The organism is Prosthecobacter sp., from assembly GCF_049294395.1.
Taxonomy (GTDB): Bacteria; Verrucomicrobiota; Verrucomicrobiia; order Verrucomicrobiales; family Verrucomicrobiaceae; genus Prosthecobacter.
Map to the genome: position 1 here is coordinate 23234 of NZ_JBAQCR010000032.1, position 18072 is coordinate 41305.

At 60.7% G+C, this 18072-nt stretch carries 15 protein-coding genes; 13 read left to right on the forward strand and 2 right to left on the reverse strand.

Features of this window, described 5'->3' with window-relative positions:
- Positions 1-111 precede the first annotated feature (111 nt).
- From WAW39_RS02135 to WAW39_RS02160, 6 genes are all read left to right on the forward strand, one after another.
- The gene (locus WAW39_RS02135; protein WP_422315292.1) at positions 112-879 is read left to right on the forward strand and encodes an RDD family protein; all 768 of its coding nucleotides are present in this window, start codon (positions 112-114) and stop codon (positions 877-879) included.
- Complete coding sequence (locus WAW39_RS02140; protein ID WP_422315294.1) at positions 876-1847, forward strand: stage II sporulation protein M; 972 nt, start codon at positions 876-878, stop codon at positions 1845-1847. The genes WAW39_RS02135 and WAW39_RS02140 overlap by 4 nt, the downstream gene beginning before the upstream one ends.
- Entirely contained in the window at positions 1837-3297 is a 1461-nt protein-coding gene (locus WAW39_RS02145; protein WP_422315296.1) for a DUF4129 domain-containing protein, read from the forward strand. Before WAW39_RS02140 ends, WAW39_RS02145 begins: the two co-directional genes overlap by 11 nt.
- A complete protein-coding gene (locus tag WAW39_RS02150) occupies positions 3297-4553 on the forward strand; it encodes a DUF4350 domain-containing protein (RefSeq protein WP_422315298.1) in 1257 nt (418 codons plus the stop codon). Before WAW39_RS02145 ends, WAW39_RS02150 begins: the two co-directional genes overlap by 1 nt.
- 100 nt (positions 4554-4653) lie before the next feature.
- Positions 4654-5607: an AAA family ATPase gene (locus tag WAW39_RS02155; protein ID WP_422315320.1), complete on the forward strand. Its 954-nt coding sequence runs from the start codon at positions 4654-4656 to the stop codon at positions 5605-5607.
- A gap of 4 nt (positions 5608-5611) precedes the next feature.
- Positions 5612-6916, forward strand: coding sequence for a DUF58 domain-containing protein (locus tag WAW39_RS02160; protein ID WP_422315300.1), 1305 nt, complete (start codon positions 5612-5614; stop codon positions 6914-6916).
- A gap of 170 nt (positions 6917-7086) precedes the next feature.
- Here the strand turns inward: WAW39_RS02160 and WAW39_RS02165 are convergent, their stop codons facing one another.
- On the reverse strand, positions 7087-9399 hold the full coding sequence (locus WAW39_RS02165) for a beta strand repeat-containing protein (RefSeq protein ID WP_422315302.1): 2313 nt from the start codon (positions 9397-9399) through the stop codon (positions 7087-7089).
- A 439-nt stretch (positions 9400-9838) separates the two neighbouring features.
- Here WAW39_RS02165 and WAW39_RS02170 point away from each other — a divergent pair, with 439 nt between their 5' ends.
- The 7 genes from WAW39_RS02170 (at position 9839) to WAW39_RS02200 (ending at position 17531) form a co-directional block, all read left to right on the forward strand.
- Complete coding sequence (locus WAW39_RS02170) at positions 9839-10969, forward strand: DegT/DnrJ/EryC1/StrS family aminotransferase (protein ID WP_422315304.1); 1131 nt, start codon at positions 9839-9841, stop codon at positions 10967-10969.
- On the forward strand, positions 10956-11735 hold the full coding sequence (locus WAW39_RS02175; protein ID WP_422315306.1) for a class I SAM-dependent methyltransferase: 780 nt from the start codon (positions 10956-10958) through the stop codon (positions 11733-11735). The genes WAW39_RS02170 and WAW39_RS02175 overlap by 14 nt, the downstream gene beginning before the upstream one ends.
- Positions 11722-12681, forward strand: coding sequence for a glycosyltransferase family 2 protein (locus WAW39_RS02180; RefSeq protein ID WP_422315308.1), 960 nt, complete (start codon positions 11722-11724; stop codon positions 12679-12681). The genes WAW39_RS02175 and WAW39_RS02180 overlap by 14 nt, the downstream gene beginning before the upstream one ends.
- Positions 12678-13130, forward strand: coding sequence for a sugar 3,4-ketoisomerase (locus tag WAW39_RS02185; protein WP_422315310.1), 453 nt, complete (start codon positions 12678-12680; stop codon positions 13128-13130). The genes WAW39_RS02180 and WAW39_RS02185 overlap by 4 nt, the downstream gene beginning before the upstream one ends.
- Positions 13127-14245 (forward strand): sensor histidine kinase, encoded by a 1119-nt coding sequence (locus tag WAW39_RS02190; protein ID WP_422315312.1) that lies wholly within the window; start codon positions 13127-13129, stop codon positions 14243-14245. The genes WAW39_RS02185 and WAW39_RS02190 overlap by 4 nt, the downstream gene beginning before the upstream one ends.
- The gene (locus tag WAW39_RS02195) at positions 14232-14909 is read left to right on the forward strand and encodes a response regulator transcription factor (protein ID WP_422315314.1); all 678 of its coding nucleotides are present in this window, start codon (positions 14232-14234) and stop codon (positions 14907-14909) included. Before WAW39_RS02190 ends, WAW39_RS02195 begins: the two co-directional genes overlap by 14 nt.
- A gap of 627 nt (positions 14910-15536) precedes the next feature.
- On the forward strand, positions 15537-17531 hold the full coding sequence (locus WAW39_RS02200; RefSeq protein ID WP_422315316.1) for a tetratricopeptide repeat protein: 1995 nt from the start codon (positions 15537-15539) through the stop codon (positions 17529-17531).
- A 12-nt stretch (positions 17532-17543) separates the two neighbouring features.
- On the opposite strand, the gene WAW39_RS02205 is transcribed toward WAW39_RS02200, so the two are convergent.
- Positions 17544-18072, reverse strand: a 529-nt coding sequence (locus WAW39_RS02205; protein ID WP_422315318.1) for an alpha/beta hydrolase, incomplete at its 5' end; no start/stop codon positions are given.

Genomic DNA, 18072 nt, shown 5'->3' on the forward strand with positions numbered 1-18072 from the left:
GCGGGCGAAAGGTGGAAGTATGAGCGCTGGAACAATACCCGGCGTTTACAAATTCTACGAAAATAATTCGCGGGTTGTCAAAACCAAACGGAACCGCTTCATTGATGGCTCATGGCAGAGGCACGCGCGGACACCTTGCAAACAGTCGAACTCGCGGACGGCGTGGAGATTCAACTGCGCGTGGCGGGGCCGGCGGTGCGCAGCATGGCCTATTTGATCGACCTCATCATCCGCATCGGCATCGACATCGTGATGGCGATCTGTGCGCACTGGCTGCTGCTAGGACTGATTGGCGAGGACATGACACGCGGACTGTCCCTGCTGTTTGCGTTTTTCATGGAGTGGTTTTACAACGTGTTTTTTGAGGCGGGTGCAAAGGGTGCGACGCCGGGACAGCGATCCATGAAACTGCGGGTGATGAGCGTGACCGGCGGGCCGGTGTCTGTGGCGCAGGCGGTGATGAGGAATTTCCTGCGTGTGGTGGATTTCATGCCGGGGCTGTATCTCACGGGTGTCGTGTGCATGCTGTTTACGAAGCGGTTTCAGCGTCTGGGTGACCTGGTGGCCAACACCGTGGTGACCTATGCGGAGGTGCCGCAGTCAATCGCGCCGCATGTGGAAATCCGTGCGGAAAGGCGTGCTCCATCGCAGGTGCTGACGCGGGAGGAGCAGGCGGCGCTGCTGCAGTTTCTGGAGCGTGCGCCGCTGTGGGCGGATGAGCGCCGGATCGAACTGGCCACGCTGGTGCAACCGCTGACCGAGGCGACCGGAGTGGAAGGACTGCGCCGGCTGTGCGGCATGGCGCTGTGGCTGCAGGCTCCGGAAGACAAAAGCGGCAGTCCGCCACCGCTGAAAGGAGCAGCCATGTTTCGCGCATGACACCGGCCCAGTTTGAAAAGCAGATCGAGCCGCGCTGGCAGAAGCTGGAGACGCTGCTGAAAGAAGCGGAGAAGCCACACCCTTCGGATGCGGTGGAGGAACTGCCCGCCACTTTCCGGCAGGTGTGCCATGATCTGAGCGTGGCGCAGCACCGCATGAGCCCGCAGCGCCTGACGCAGCACCTCAATGCGCTGGCGATCCGCAGTTACCGAGTGCTGGAGCGCCACAGCTCCGGGGGATGGGAGGCGTTTGCGCGGCTGCTGGTGGTGGAGTTTCCGCAGGCGGTGCGTGCGGAGTGGAAGCTGTTCTGGTGGTGCACGGCTTTGTTTTATCTGCCAGCGGTGCTGATCGCCGTCATCACGCCGTCACATCCTGAATGGGCGATGTCATTTCTGGGGCCGGACACCATGGTGCAAATCGAAAGCATGTATGGGGAGGCGAGCAAGCCGTCTGATTTTGTGCGTGAAAGCTTCGGCTCAGGCTTTGCGGCGTTTTGTCACTACATTTGGAACAATGTCAGCATCGACTTCAAGATCTTTGCAGGTGGCATTTTGGGTGGTGTGGGTGCGTTGTTTGTCCTGCTGTTTAATTCGCTCTTCTTCGGTGCGGCGGCTGGATATGTGCATTATTCGGGCAATCCGCTGACGCTGTATTCATGGGTGGTCGCGCATGGTGCGCCAGAGATGACGGGCGCGGTGATTTCGGCGATGGCCGGCATGCGCGTGGGCTGGTCGGTGCTGCGCCCCGGCAGAATGGAGCGGCGTACGGCGCTGGTGCTGGCAGGGCGCAAGGCGCTGCCTTTGCTGGTGGGTGCGGCGGTGATGACGAGTATTGCGGCAGTGATTGAAGGATTCTGGTCGCCGATGGATCTGCCGCTCGTGATTAAATTCACCGCCGGAGGCATGTGCTGGCTGCTGGTGGCTGCGTTTCTCCTGCTCAGCGGAAGGAGGCAGACGGATGAAGCTTGAGGACATCACCGTGACGCTGCGGCCGCGCCAGCCGTGGGAGGCTGTGGACCTGGGCTGCGCCATGGTGAGGCGTGACTTTGGCCGCATCCTCCTTCTGTGGGTATGCACGGTAGTGCCGCTGTGGGTGCTGGTGGGGGTGCTGCTGCGTGAATCGCCTGCGCTGATTCCGCTGGTCGTGTGGTGGCTGAAGCCGCTGTATGATCGTGTGCCGCTGTTCTTTCTGAGCCGTGCCGCCTTTGGCGAGCGGCCCACCTTTCTTGAAACCTGGAAGCAGTGGCCGCGGCTTTGGCTCACGAATTTTCTGCCTGCGCTGCTGTGGCGGCGGCTGTCCATGATCCGCAGCTTTGCGCTGCCGGCGCAGATGCTGGAGGGGCTGCGTGGTGCGGCGGTGAAGAGGCGCATCAAGACTCTGGCGATGGATGGGGGAAGCTCGGGGCTTTCGATGACGCTGGCGTTTTCCAACATCGAACTCGCTGCCTGGCTTGGGCTGATGTGGGGGACGTATGGCCTGCTGCCGGAATCCGCGCAGCCGGACTGGGAAGGGCTGTTTCAAGCCTTTGATTTCGAGAGCACGATTCCGGATGCTTTTCTCTGGTGGGGGGCGGTCTGTCACATGGTCATCGTCACGCTGCTGGAGCCCTTCTATGTGGGGGCGGGTTTTGCGCTGTATTTGAACTGCCGCACACGCATTGAAGGCTGGGATGTGGAGTTGGCGTTTCGCCGCCTGGCCGCGCGGCTGACTTCCGCGACTGCGGCAGTGATCATGGCCGTGCTGATGATTGGTGGTGCTCAGTCTGGTGTGCAGGCGGCTGGTGAGAAGGATCCGGCGATCGTCGCACGGGAGGTGCTGCAAGATCCTGACTTTGAAATTCACAGGCTTAAAACACCGGAATGGGTGAAGGATAAAAACAAGGAAACGAGCCAAGACGGGCTTGAGGGCAGGGCCAAGGCACAGGGGATGGATTTTTTCGCTGGCTTGTTCCAGCTGTTGTTTTGGATGCTGGTGATTGGGGTGGTGAGCTGGCTGATCCTTTATCTGGTGAAGAACCGCCATTTGTTCAGTTCACGTGGTGCGAGCAAGGCGCCGGTGCGGGCGCCGAAGGTGCTCATGGGGATGAACATCACGCGCGAGAGCCTGCCGGAGGACATCGTGACGGCAGCGCGTGCGGCATGGGCTGCGGGTGACTTCAAGGAGGCGCTGAGTCTGCTGTATCGGGGCTCGCTCTCGTGGCTGGTGATCCGCCGCCGGGTGCCGATCACGGACAGTGACACGGAGGAGGACTGCCTGGTGCAGGTGCTGCAGGCCGGAGATCAAACGGAGGCCGACTACTTCCGCCAGCTGACAGGCGCGTGGGTGCAGGTGGCCTATGCGGTGATGCCGGTGTCAGACGCTGAAATGGGGGCGCTGTGCGACCGGTGGCCGTTTGTGGAGAAAGGAGGCGCGGCGTGATGAGGCATTTCATTCGTGGATTGCTGATGCTGGCAGGCGTGTTGGCTCTCTGTGCCTGCGGGGATGGCGGCGGCGGTCATTGGGAGGAAGTGGAGAGAGTCACGGGCTACAAAGGCAAGGCGCGGGTGAATCCTTTCCTGGCGGCGGAACGCCTGCTCAATGAACTGGGGCACAAGGCCCGTGCGGAGAAGTCGCTGGGGAAAATGCCGCCGCATGATGCGGTGATGTTTGTCTCCGGCGAAGGGGGGCTGCCGGAAGGGCGGGCGAAACAGCTGCTGCGCTGGACCTATAGCGGCGGGCACCTCATTTACTTCCTTGATGGCACTCGTCCGTACAACGATTTTGAAACGCAGTTTGGCGAATTCATCTCCGCCATGCTGTTGGAAGAGCAGAAAGATCCGGTGATGGAGCAGCTTGGCGTCGGGGTGCAGAAGCGCTTCCCGATGGAGGAGGTCAAGGACCTGCTGAAAAGCAAGGCGGGCGAGCAGGAGAGCGCCAAGGATGGGGAAGTGGAAAAGGCCTGGAAGGAAAAAGCGAATGAGGTGTCACGTCAGGAGGTTTCATGGAATGGCAGGACCTACCAGCTTGATCTCGGTGGCTACCAGAGCCTGAACCTTAAACGCAGGCTTCTGCCGGGTGAGTTTTCCGCCGGGCCCAAGGACGATGCGCTGGCGCTGCATTTGAGGCATGGGATGGGCATGGTCACGCTGCTGGCTCATGCACGCCCATTCCGCAATCACTGGCTCGGAGACCACGATCACGCGCGCTGGCTGTCCGCGCTCGTCGGGGAGCACGGCTCCAAGGAGGTGCTGTTTGTCGCGGCCTCCACGGGTAGTTTTTTTGGACTGCTGTGGCAGCATGGCTGGATGGCAGTTGTCACGCTGGCGATATGTCTGGGCTTCTGGCTCTGGCAGCAGATGCCGCGCTTTGGGCCGCTGGCGGAGGTGGAGCTGGATTCGACCCGCCATTTTGCCAGCCACATTGGTGCGCTGGGGGAGTTTTTCTGGCGCATGCGGCGCGTGGCGCTGCTGGTGAATTCGGCACGAGATGCGGTGTGGGAGCGTGTGCGAGAGCGGCTGCGATCACTGGATGACGGCAGCTGGCAGATGAACGACGCGCTCGCCCTGGAGATCTCCCGCCGCAGCGGGCTGCCGGTCAAGCGTGTGACCGATGCGTTCGACGTGACGCCGCCGAACAGCGCCCACCAATTTGTGATTCTCATGCGCGATCTTCAGACCATCCGCCGTGCTCTTTAAATAAACCATCACCCATACCTCCATGAATCCGATCCTTCCTGAACCTGACGTCTCCAGTCTATACGTGCCGCCGCCGTCCGGTGGTTATGCGCCGCCTTCCATGTCGAGGAGCACGGAGATTTTTCGGAAGATCCATGCGGCGGTGAGCCAGGTGTTTGTGGGGCAGGAGGAGGTGCTGTATCAGGTGCTGGCGGCCCTGCTGGCCGGGGGGCACGTGCTGCTGGAAGGGAAGCCGGGACTGGGCAAAACGCATCTGGTGCTGGCGCTGTCCCATACCTTTGGCGGTACCTTCCGCCGCATTCAGTTCACGCCGGATCTGATGCCCTCTGACGTCTGCGGGCACACGCTGTTTGACATGAGCAGCAGCACGTTTCGGGTGCGGCGCGGTCCGGTGTTTGCCAATCTGCTGCTGGCGGATGAGATCAACCGTGCGCCGGCCAAGACGCAGTCATCGCTGCTGGAGGTGATGCAGGAAACGCAGGTGACGATTGATGGCGAGAGCCACGCGCTGGCGCCGCCGTTCATGACCTTTGCGACGCAGAATCCCATCGAACAGGAAGGAACGTATCCGCTGCCGGAGGCGCAGCTCGACCGCTTTCTGCTCAAGGTGCTGATCGACTACCCGGATGTGGCGAATGAGACGTGGATCGTGAAGGCGGTTTCATCGCGCGCGTCGGGCGGGGGGCTCTCCACGGCGGAGGTGCCGCAGGTGTGCACGCCGCAGGACATTCTGGCCGCGCAAGACGAAGCAGCTGCGGTGCAGGCGGTGGAGCAGGTGGTGGACTATGCGGTGAAAATCGTGCGGGCCACGCGCCAGCACAGCGCCATTTCACTCGGTGCGGGAACGCGCGGCGCGATCAGCCTCGTGCGTGTTGCGAAATCGTACGCGCTGCTGGAAGGCCGCAGCTTCATCACGCCGGCGGATGTGAAACGCGCGGTGCTGCCGGTGCTGAGGCATCGCGTGCAACTGGCACCGGAAATCGCGATCAGCGGCCAGAGCGTGGATGACATGCTCAATTCGCTGCTCAAGACCATCGAAGCGCCCCGCGTCTGATTTCATGCGCCCCACCGCTCTGCTGCTCCGACTTCTCATCGCCTGGTTCGTCCTGGCGGTGGTGGCGTGTGTTTGGGAGAGATTCACCGTGCTGTGGCAGATCGGGGGCGGATTGCTGCTGCTGGCGCTGGTGGTGGATGCCTGCACGCTGCCGCGGCGCGGGCGCATTACCGGCCAGCGCTCGCTGCCGGGACGTTTTGCGCTGGGGGTGGGATCTGCGGTGACGCTGACGGTGACGCATGCGACCCGGCGCACGCTGAGGCTGGAGGTGTTTGACGGCATTCCGACGGCGGCGGAGGCGGAAGGGCTGCCGCATCGTGTGAGCATCCCATCGGGTGAGTTTGCGGCGATCTCGTATGAGGCGCGCTTTGTGCGCCGGGGGCAGCATGCGTTCACAGCGGCGCATGTGCTGGTGGATTCGGCCTTTGGCCTGTGGCGGAGGCTGCACTTCATCGCGGGCGAGAGCCAGACGCGCGCCTATCCAAACTATGAGCCGGTGGTGCGCTTTGCCCTGCTGGCGATGGCGAACCGCGTGGAGCAGATGGGCATCATCAAGCGGAAGCGCATGGGTGCCTCGCTGGATTTCCACCAGCTGCGCGACTATCAAGATGGCGATGTGCTTTCACGCATCGACTGGAAGGCGACGTCGCGCCGCTCCATGCTGGTGAGCCGTGACTACGAGGAGACGCGCAACCAGACGATCCTGCTGGTGCCGGATTGTGGGCGGCGCATGCGTGCGCTGGACGGGGGACTGAGCCAGTTTGACCACTGCCTGAATGCGATGCTGCTCATTGCTTTCATTGCACTGCGGCAGGGGGATGAAGTGGGGGTGGTGGGCTTTGGCGGGGTGCAGCGCTGGCTGCCGCCGGTCAAGGGTACGCACAGCATGCCGAAGCTGCTCAACCATCTGTATAATTACGAGGCCAGCAGCGAGCCCAGCGACTTCATCGAAGCGGCGGAGCGCGTGATGACGCTGCAGAAGCGACGGGCTTTGGTGATCATGCTGACCAATTTGCGCAGCGAGGATGGAGCCACGCTGGCGGCGGCTGTCGGTGCGATGCAGAAGCGGCATCTGGTGCTGACGGCGACCTTGCGTGAGCAGGAGCTGGAACAGCGTGCTGCGGCTTCCATCGACCATCTGCATGACGCACTGCAATACGGAGCGCTGACGCATTACTTTGGCGAGCGCCGGCAGCTGCTGGAGTCGCTGCGTGCGCGCCGGGTGCTGACGGTGGATGAGTCGGCGCAGATGCTGCCGGTGGCGCTGGCGAACAAGTATCTGGATGTGAAGGCGGGCGGGCTGCTGTGAGGAGACGACGGGCGTCCTTCGAAGGCGTGATATGACCCCTCACCCTTACCTTTGACTTCGTCTATCTTCGCTGCGCTACGGTTCCCCCAAGTACGTCTTGGGCGTTGCCCTACTATCGATGGGGAGAGGGGATCAGCTTTGTGCCCGGGCGACGTGATGAGCCAGTAAGGCTACAAAAGCCTCGTGCGGCGGCGCTTGAGCAGCAGGGAAGAGAGGCCGAGCAGGGAGAGCAGGGCGCGAGACGGTTCCGGGGCCATGGCGGAGAGCATGAGGTCGTGCCCGCCTGTGAGGGCGCCGGTGGAGAAGTTGGCACTGTAGAACATGGCGAAGTCCTGGCCGTCGATGGTCACAAAACCATCTGCGCCCATGCCCGTGTAAATCGCGGCCCAGTCGTTGGTGGAAGTCAGGGTCATGTTGGCAAAGCTGGCATCTCCCTGGATGGCGTTGCCACCTGAATTGACCACGATCCAATAGCGGCTGTCCACGCCCGTGGCGCTGCCTGCGGTCCAGGTGCCGGCGATGGTGGCATTTCCCAGACTGAAATTGCCCGTGATGGTGAGGCGGTCTGCCTGCAGGGTGGTGGAGCTGTCGAAATTGACGAAGAGAGTGCTGTGCGTGCTGGAGCCTACGCTGGAGATCAGGCTGAGATCTCCCTGAATGTTCAAGGCACCCACGCTGGTCGTTGTGCCGCCGGTGATCGTGCCGTTGTTGCCGACGATGATGCCTGCGGCAGCGGTGATGGTTCCTGTGCCACCGATCAAGCCTGAGCCGGTGGTGTTGTTCACGCCACTTGCATTACCCTGACCCACGCGGATGGCGGTGGTGCCGGTCTTTGTCATGGTGCCGTCCACCATGAGCGATCCGGTGGAGCCATTCTCGCGGCCCACATAGAACTGTCCGGTGGTCTGCTGCACGCTGAAGGTGGAACCCGCACCGATGACCATGCTGCCGTTGCCGCGTTCTCCCACGGTGACATCGGCGGCGGCAGCGGTGAAATTGAGCGTGCCACCCGTCATGGCGTAGCTGCCTTTGTGAGTGGTGGATGCACCGACGGACATCGTGCCGCCGACGTTGACGGTGCCGCCGCTTTGAGTGGCTTTGGCAGTGCCTGTGCCCGTATCCGTCGTGTCTCCACCGATGTAGAAGGTGCTGCTGGTGGACAGGGTGCCAAGCTGCATGTCGAAGTATGACTCGCCGCCTTTGCCGGACATGACGATTTTGACCACACTGGTGGTGCCTGAAATTTGCTGGAGGGTTCCTTTTCCTACGAGGCCGATCTGCAGGGTGCCGCCTGCCATGGTGAACTGACCACCATTCACCTGGAGGAGCCCCGTTGCGCCTGCCTCGCTGCCCACGACGACGGAGGCACTCTTGGAGTAGTAAACGCCGCCGGTATTGATGTAAGCGGAGCCGTTGCTGCCGTTCTTGGTGCCGATCCAGTCAAAGTTGCTGGAGTTGTTGGTAAACTGGCCGCCACTTTGCACGGTCATCGTGCCGGTGCCGACATAGCCGAGATTAAAATCGCCTACTGAGCCCCCGGTGTTGCGGATGAATGTGCCGTTGTCACGAATGATGAGCGTGCCCTCGCTGCCCGCGTTTCTTGCGAAGAAGATGTCAGCTCTGGTGCCGTTGAGGCTCTCGAATGTGGCGCCATTTTCCACGATGACCGTACCTTTGCCCGTGTAGCCCACGGTGAACTGGCCGATCTCCCGCGTCACCTTGGCACCTGTGCCGCTCAGGTTCAGCAGTCCGATGGAGCCGGCAAGGGAACCGACCTCCAAGGCATCATGCACTTTGAGCTGGCCACCTGCATACACATTGAGGGCGCTCTGGGTGGTGGGCCCGGTGGCGGCACCATATCTGCCGATGCGGATGGGCCCGGTCGTGTCTCCCTCCATGAGGCCGTCTGACTGAATGTTGATGATGCCGTAAGAGCCGGCGGTGTTGCCTAGATTGACCTCCACATTGGTGCTGGTGGCGGTGGTGCCATCGATCAAGGTATTCAAAATCAGCAGCGCAGTGCCAGCAGCGCCCACGCCATCGCCAACGTTGATCACGCCTGCGCCGTCGGCTGTTTCGGTGCCGACCTGCAGCGGGCCGTTGAGGTAAACCCCGCCGCTTTTAATATCCAAGGTGCCGGCGCTTTTGTTGCCAATGCGGACCCAGCCGCCGGTGGTCTGAGTGAGATAGCCACCGTCGATGGTGACCATGTTGCCGTTGGCCACGCTGAAGTCGTTTGTGCTGCCGCCTGCGGACAAGGTTGTTCCCACATTGGATCCTGCATAGTTGACGGTGTTTCCTGACTGGATCGTCACGCTGTCCGTGGTGGCGGTCTTGGGGTTGGCATTGCTCTGCCAAGTGCCGCTTGCGTTCCAGGCACCTGAGCCTGTGCTCAGATAAGTCGCGCCGACAGCATGGCTGGCTGTCAGGCAGAAAAATGTCAAAGCCGCTGCAACAGCGTTCCAAAATGAGGGTTTTATCATCCCCTTCACCTGCCTTGAAAAAGAGGCTCCGGCCAAAAGGGAATGGTCACAAAATCTTTCATCAGAAGTGCTGGCTTATCATCATGTGTTGATGACAGGAGGAGCTGGCAGACCGAATGAGGAAACGGCGGTTGTTTGAGAGCGGGGGATGGCTCGGTTGCCCCTCGGCATTTTGTGCACACGTGCTGCTATTTAAGACGTCTAGCAGAAGGGGGGAAGCTCCTGCTGAGCATGTGAATGGCGGCTTTTGTTGCTGATTTCGTCGCGATGGAAAACAAGTGTCAGGACACCGAGCTAAATCAGAGTTCGGGGCGGCGCAGATGATTCACTGGACGTGAAGGCGGGCGGGCTTCTCTAAATCAGTGCTTTACATCATGTGGCGCTTACCGCTATGTGTGGCGTTATTTGCGACAAATTTGTCATGGATGAAGGTGAGGGCATGCCAAGTTCAATCAACCACTGGTCCTTGCCGTATCCGCAGGCAGATCAGCGCCGACATGAGGTGGCCCTGACCCGGGCGATGCAGCGTGTTTGTGCGAGTGGAAGCTATATTTTGGGCGCCGAGGTGGATGCGTTTGAAACTGAATTTGCGACTTATTTGGGGCTCAGCCAGGTCGTGGGCGTGGCAAGCGGGACGGATGCGATTGAGCTGATTTTGCGAGCGCTGGGGATCGGAGCCGGGAGCAAGGTGGCGGTGCCATCCTTTGCCCCCTCAGCGGTGGCGTCGGGGGTGGCGCGCAGCGGGGCGGCACCTGAGTTTGTCGACATTGTGCCGGGCACGTTCACGCTTTGTCCTGAAGCTTTGGATGCGCTGCTCACTTCACCCCGTGGGCGTGGAGTGAAGGCGGCGGTGGTGGTGCATTTGTACGGACATCCGGCCGACTGGGAAAGTCTGCAACGTGTGGCGGATGAGCGTGGCATTGAGCTGCTGGAGGACTGTGCGCAGGCGCACGGTGCGATGTGGCACGGGCGGCCGGTCGGAACGCTGGGCAAAGTGGCGGCGTTCAGCTTTTACCCGACGAAGAATCTTGCGGCTCTGGGAGATGCCGGTGCGGTGGCGACGAATGACACCGAACTGGCGGAGCGTTTGCGCGTGATCCGGCAGTACGGCTGGAAGGAGCGCTACGTCAGCGAGCAAGCCGGGGTGAACAGCCGGCTGGATGAACTGCAGGCGGCGGTGCTGCGGGTGAAACTGGGTGCTTTGGATGAGAGCATTCTGCAAAGGAGAAGGCTGGCGGCGGAATACGATGCCCGGCTGGTGGGCAGCCGTGTGGTGACTGCACCGATGGTGCGGGGCGGGTGTGAGCATGCCTACCACCAGTACGTGGTGCGGTCTGAACGGCGGGATGCGCTGATGCTGCACCTGCAACGAGCCGGGATTCCTGTGGCGGCGCTTTATCCCGTGCCGCTGCACCGGCAGCGTGCTTTTGGCAGTGCCAACGAGCTACTGCTGGAGTCTGACCGGGCTGCTGCTGCGGTGCTGTCACTGCCCATGCATCCTTACTTGTCCGAGGATGCTGTGGGCGCCGTCTTGAAAGCCATGGAAAGGTTTGAACATGAGGGCACCTGAGTACGATCTCATGCGGGCGGTGGAGGACCGCCACTGGTGGTATGCGGTGCTGCGCAGCCAGGTGCTGCATGCCCTGGCAGGGCGACTTCCGCCACGTGGCCGGCTGCTGGATGCCGGATGCGGCACGGGGGGGATGCTGGGGTTTTTACAGGGACGGATTTGTGATCTGAATGTGGCGGGCGTGGATGCTGCGGAAGAGGCGGTACGGCACTGTCAGCAGCGAGGTCTGAGCACGGTGCTGCTGGGTTCGGTGGAGGCGCTCCCGCATGCGGATGCAGCCTTTGATGCCGTGCTCAGCCTGGATGTGCTGTATCATTCCGGGGTGATCGAAAAGCGGGCACTGGAGGAAATGGGCCGTGTGCTGCGTCCGGGTGGCCTGCTGGTGCTGAACCTGCCTGCGTTTGAAGGTCTGCGGGGATCCCACGATGTGGCGGTCAGCGGTGCCAGGCGCTATGGTGCATGCCAAGTGCGGGCGCTGCTGGAGCATGCGAGCTTTACGGTGGAAACAATCCATTACTGGAATGCCTGGCTGTTTTTGCCGCTGCTGGCGTGGAGGCACCTGAGCCGCCTGAAAAAAGAGCCGGCGGCTGCGGGTGAGTCGGATCTGAAGCTCACGCCGCGCTGGATGAACTCGCTGCTGGCAGGCGTGGGCAAACTGGACGCCGGACTGTGCCGGGAACTGCGCGTGCCGTTTGGCTCCTCCGTCTTTGCGGTCGCGCGGAAAACGAAACGATCAACCGGAGGGCTGCCGCATGGAATCAACTGAGACGGCTCCAGAACTGAGCTTTGTGGTGCCGCTTTACAACACAGGCGAGGGCCTGCGCCCGTTGCTGGACGCTTTCCGCGCCTTGTCGCTGCCGGAAACCTGGGAACTGGTGCTGGTGGACGACGGCAGCACGGATGGCACCGCGATGGCGGCCCGGCAGGCGGTGGTGGATTTTCCTGCGGCCGTGAGAGTGGTGGAGCTGGCGCGCAATTTTGGCGAGCATGCCGCCGTGCTGGAAGGCTACCGCCATGCCAGCGGGGACTTCGTGGTGAACCTGGATGATGACCTGCAAAATCCCCCCAGTGAAGCGGTCAAACTGGTGCGTCACCTGCGCGAGTCATGCGCCGAGGTGGTCTATTCGCGCTATGCGAAAAAGAAGCATCACTGGGCACGCAATGTGGCCAGCTGGCTGGCGAACTGCTGCGCCACGTTTCTGCTAGGCAAGCCGCAGGATCTTTACCTCTCAAGCTTTCGGGCGCTGCGTCATGAGCTGGTGGGGAGGATCGTGGCGTATCGCGGTCCTTATCCTTATGTGGATGGATTGATCCTGGGCGCGACCAACCGCATCGCGACGCTGGAGGTGGAGCATGTGGAGCGTCAGGAGGGGCGGAGCGGTTACACACTGCGCAAGCTGATCCGGCTGGCGCTGAGTCTGCTGTTTGATTTCAGCGTCATGCCGCTGCGCATCGCCAGTGTGCTGGGGGTGCTGCTATGTGCGCTGGGGGGGGTAATTCTGGCGGTTGTGGTGCTCGAAACCGTTTTTGTGGGGCCGCGGCAGCTGGGCTGGGGGTCGCTGATGGGGGCGCTGGCCGTTTTCAGTGGTGCGCAGTTGCTGATGCTAGGAATCATAGGCGAGTATGTCGGGCGTGCGTTTCTGACCGTTTCCGGCAAGCCGCAAAGCCTTGTGCGTACTTTAACAATCCACGTGAAACCACCGTCCGCATGATCCACGAAACCACCATTGAAAACTGCTCCGTGCGCGGTGTGCGTCTGTTTGAGATGCGCCATGTGGTGGACCATGTGCGGGGCAATCTCACGGCGCTGGAATTCAGCCATGACCTGCCCTTTGACACGCAGCGCATCTTTCTCACCTACGGCATCCCTTCGCTGAGCACGCGCGGAGAGCACGCCCACCGTTTGTGCGAGCAGTTCCTCGTCTGTGTGCATGGCGAGTGCCACCTCAGTGTGGATGATGGAGAAAACCGCGAGGAGTTCTGCCTGAATCGTCCCACCTTTGGCGTGCTGGTGCCGCCCATGGTGTGGGCGCAGGAGCATCTGCATTCAGCGGATTCGGTGCTGATGGTGCTGGCTTCGCGCCCGTATGAGGCGGAGGATTACATTCGTGATTATCGTGAGTTTACGAATATGGTGAAAGGATGGAAAACGAAGCCATGAATGCCAGCACCATCATAGCGGCGTGTGAGCCGGTCATGGAGACGAGGCTGTCGCGCTGGTGGGGCGGCACCACGAATGCGATGCGCAACCAGTCCGTCTGGCTCACGATTGCGGTGATGATGATAGTCACGCTGGGCATCGGCTGGCTGGACTACATCACCGGTTTTGAATTGACGTTGTTTGTCTTTTACGGCATCCCGATTTTTCTGGCGGTGTGGTGGGCGGGAACCAGGGCGGGGCTGTTCATTGCGGTGCTGTCAGGCGTGGTGTGGTGGCTGGCAAACATGAACACGAATCCTTATGAGACCCAGCTGGGCTATGCCTGGGCTCTGGTCAACCGGCTGGTCTATCTGTGCGTGGTGGTATTTGCCGTGACTGCGCTGCGCAACAAACAGGAGGCTGACGAGGCGCGGATCCAGATGCTGGAGGAACGGCGGCAGCTTGAAAAAGACATCGTCAGTGTGAGCGAACATGAGCAGCAGCGCATCGGCCAGGATCTGCATGACGGGATCTGCCAGCAGCTGGCGGCGATCGGCTGTGCGGCGCGGGTGCTGGCGGAGGACCTGCAGGCGCAGGGCATTCAAGCTGCGCATGACGCCAGCTTGATCGAGGGATCGCTGCAGCAGGTGGTGATGGAGGCGCGCAATCTCGCACGTGGCATCTTTCCGGTGCATGTGGACCGCAGCGGGCTGGCGGCGGCGCTGGCGGATCTGGGGAAAATGATGAGTCGTCTCACGGGCATTCCGATCGTGGTCAACGACTGCGTGGATGTGCCGCTGGATGCCCCGGAGGTTTCGATGCATCTCTACCGCATCGCCCAGGAAGCTGTGGCGAACGCGGTCAAGCACAGTGGTGCGACGGAGATTCAGGTGGCGATGAAGCTCGAGGACGAAATGCTGGAACTGCGGGTGGAAGACAATGGCAAAGGCATGCCCCAGTCCTCACGCGCGCGCAGCGATGGAATGGGGCTGCGGACGATGCACTACCGTGCGCAGGCGCTGCGGGCTGTGCTGGCCGTGGAGCCGCGAAGCCAAGGTGGAACCATGGTGTGCTGCCGTGTGCAGCTGAAAGATCTCAAACAACTCAAACATCTCTATGACCATGAAGAAAACTGAATTGAAATCAGCGAACAGCTGCAAGGTGCTCCTTGTCGAAGACCATCCCATGTTCCGCGAACATCTGGGACAGCTGATCGACCGTGACCTGGGCATGTCCATCTGCGGTGAAGCAGACAACATTCGAGATGCCATGCGGCTGATCCTGGAGACCAAGCCCGACATCGCCATTGTGGACATCACCCTGCATGGCTCCAGCGGCCTGGAACTGCTCAAGGACATCAAGGCGCAGGGGCTGGACATCAATGTGCTGGTGCTTTCGATGCATGATGAGGAGCTGTACGCCGAGCGCGCCCTGCGTGCCGGAGCCAAGGGCTACATCACCAAAAACGAAGCCTCCACGGAAGTGATCGAGGCCATCCGCTGTGTCATGAAAGGGGACGTGTATGCGAGCCGGCAGATGACGGCCAAGCTGCTGGAGCGAATGACGCAGAAGCGCAGCAACTCGGAACTGGCCGGGATGGAAACGCTGGCGGACCGCGAGCTGGAGGTGTTTCAAATGCTTGGCCGCGGCAAGAGCACGCGCGAGATCGCCCAGACCCTCAATCTGGGTGAATCGACGGTCGAAACTTACCGTGCGCGCATCAAAGAAAAGCTTCAGCTGCGCAGTGCCGCCGAGCTGTATTTGCGTGCGGGACAATGGGTGCGCGACCATGGTGCCTGAGCTCACTGGCACCCAGTCAAGACCGAGCATGCTGGATTAAATCCCGAAATTCCAAGCTGAGGTACGACTGCCTCTCCGCAATGGATAGGAAATGGAGGTGTGTTGGCCGGGCTGTGCTTTACGCCAGCCTGAGTCAAGATAAAGGTTTTCGTCAAAGAATTCAAAAAATCTCTGAAGATTGTATCGAATTTTGGTTTCAGGTAGGCTGTTAGCCTAGGGTTGAGTTTAATTATAAGGTGCCAATCTTGACTCTCAAGATGGTGCACAAAAGGGGGGGCGAGCGAGTTCATCTGCATGCTCGGAGGGAGCTGGTCATTCCACAGCGGACGTTCGAAAACGCCCCGCAGGGCTCCGCCATGGAGTGTGAGCGGCCGACATCACTTGTCCCCTTGCGGTTGTGCCGTTCCTAAGCTGAATCCTTTGCAATGCTGGCGCAGCGAGAGGTTTTAACATTGTTTCTCAATGCCTGCCAGCTCGTTTCGGGGATGACCAAACTTTCGTGAGCGGTCTTATGGTTTGGTATTTGCTTTAGCCTCCGTGGCAGTCAACGCGACACGGCATGTCTTTTGCTGGTGAATGCCGGTTCAGGGCAAACTTTCATCAGTTAAAAATCACCTGATCAAAGCCATGTCAAAACACAGACGCAGCAAACATCCCAGCGGTAAAGCCGTGACTCGCGCCGTCACGAATACTCAAGTGATCAACGCCGCATCTCTGGATGCGATCAACGTCGCATCTCAGAAAGGTCTTTCAGAGCCAGTGCAGAGACCACCTGCTTCCGGGTTTTGGGTCCACGCAGCCATGGCGGCTTTGCTGATGGGTCTATGTGCCAGCCTTTACGTCTGGACGGCCGATTTCCCCATGGCGTTCGACGACCATACCTATCTCATAGACAATCCGTTCTTTCGTGGAGGAAACACCTTTGATCATTTGAAGGACTTCAACGAGTTTGTGAAACGGCCCTTTAAAATTGGGTCTGACCCTGATTATGCCGTCAATGCTGTCATGCGCCCGGTCGCCTATGCGAGTTTTCGCCTGAACTACAGTTTGGATGAATTCAACCCGCACTGGTACCGACTGGCGAATGTGGCGATTCACGCAGTGAATGCGATCCTGCTCTATGCGCTGGTGACGGTGCTGCTCCGTCGTTCGACGCTGGCCGCCAGTTTGCAGCGAGGTTCCGTGCTGTTTATTTCTGCGACAGCGGCCCTGCTGTTTGCGGTCCATCCGCTGGCCACGGAATCAGTGACGTACATCGTTCAGCGTTTTACCTCGCTGGTGGTGCTTTTTTCGCTCCTGAGTTTGTGTCTGTATTTTGCCTCATGCTCGGTGCAGTCCCGGTGGGGCAGGTGGCTGCTACGTGGAGGCGCGGTGGTGGCGGTGCTGCTGGCCATGCAGACGAAGGAGGATGCCTTCATGATCCCTTTGCTGGCCGTGCTGCTGGACTGGCGGGTGCTCGGCACGCGGCTGCGGGCGGCTGCATTCAGGGGGCTTCCGCTGCTGCTATGCATGCCGCTCATTCCAGTGCTGGTTTTCATGACGGCGGCGGCGCAGCACGGCGGCTTTAGTTTCGATGCCGCCATGAACATCGTCAATTCACGGGATGAACCGGTGAGTCACTGGCACTACTTTGTGACCGAACTGACGGTCATGACCCATTACCTGCGGCAGATGTTCTGGCCCAAGGGGATGAATCTCGATCCTGAGTGGCCGCTCTATGGCTCGCTCTTGCAGGGGCCGGTGCTGCTGGCCCTGGCCGTGCTGAGCGGGATGGTGCTGACAGCATGGGGCTTGTTCCGCCGGTTCCGGGGGGATGTGCGGTTTGTTTTGGTTTTTGCCTGTGTGGGATGGTTTTTCATCACGATCTCCGTGTCTTCGGCGCTGACACCCCTGCCGGACTTCGTGGCGGAGCATCGTTCCTACCTGCCATCGATTGGCATTTTTATTCTGGTGGCATGCTTGCTGGACTGGCTGCGCAGCAGCAGCAGCGGCCTTCGCGCACGGATGCTGCGGGTGGGGATCCCGGTGTTCACCCTCCTGTGTGTCGGGGCGCTTTCATGGAAAACCTGCTTTCGCAACAATGTCTGGCGGACGCGGGAAAGCCTCTGGGAGGACACCGTGGCGAAGAGTCCGGGCAAGTACCGCACCTGGGGAAATCTGGGCGCGGCCTATTCCGACGCCGGGAAGAATGAAAAGGCGGTGCAGTGCTTCCGCGAGGCGCTGAAAGTCGAGCCGCGCTTTCAAAACGGACTGCTCAATCTTTCCAACTCGCTGCTCAGGCTCAACCGCCCGAAGGAGGCGCTCGACACCACGATGCAGCTCATCAACATCGACAAAACCGCCACCACCAAGCCGCCGGTGGCATTCACCCTGGGCCTCAGCCTCGCCGGGGTGGGAAGGTATGATGAAGCTGTGGCCGTCTTCCGGGACATCCTGCGAGCCATGCCCAATGATCCGCAGGCGCACAAGGCATTGGGGCTGGTGTATTTTCAAACCGGCCTGCCACACCGGGCTCTTGATCATTATCAAGCTGCCGCACAGGTGCAGCCGGGGGATCCCCAACTTCAGAAACTCATTGAAGCGGCTCAGATCGCGGTGGTTGAGAAGGGCAGGCCGCGTTGAGGCAGAGGGAATTCAACGTGATGGCGGAATGCGTGCCGTCGATTCGGCGGCAATCCACGCGGCTATGACATTGATGACCTCGGCTCGCTGGTGGAAAAACAGGAAATGATCTTCACCGTCAAAGCGGCCTGAGGTGACCTCAAGTCCGCCTGCCTTCAGCTTTTCCGCATAACCGGAGACATACTCCCAGGGCACGCGCTCGTTGCTGCCGCCTGAGAGGACCAGGACGCGGCGGGGTTGCAGACGTGCGGCGAGGTCCGCCGGCTTGATGCGATTGTGGAGCACGGCGGAGAGGAAAATCAGGGAGCGGAACTTCGGCCCTTTGGTGGATTCGGCCAGACACAAGCCTTTGCCGCCATTGGAGAGGCCCATGAGGTGGATCTGATCGGGGTCTACGGCTGCATGCTTTCCGGCATCGGCGATAGCGCGTGTGATGGCCTCGTAGCCTCCGCGCTTTTCCCAATTTCCCATGCCGAAGCTGGGGGCGATGACGGTGATGCCGAGTTCATCGGCGATCTTGGAAAGCAGCCAGGTGTAGGCT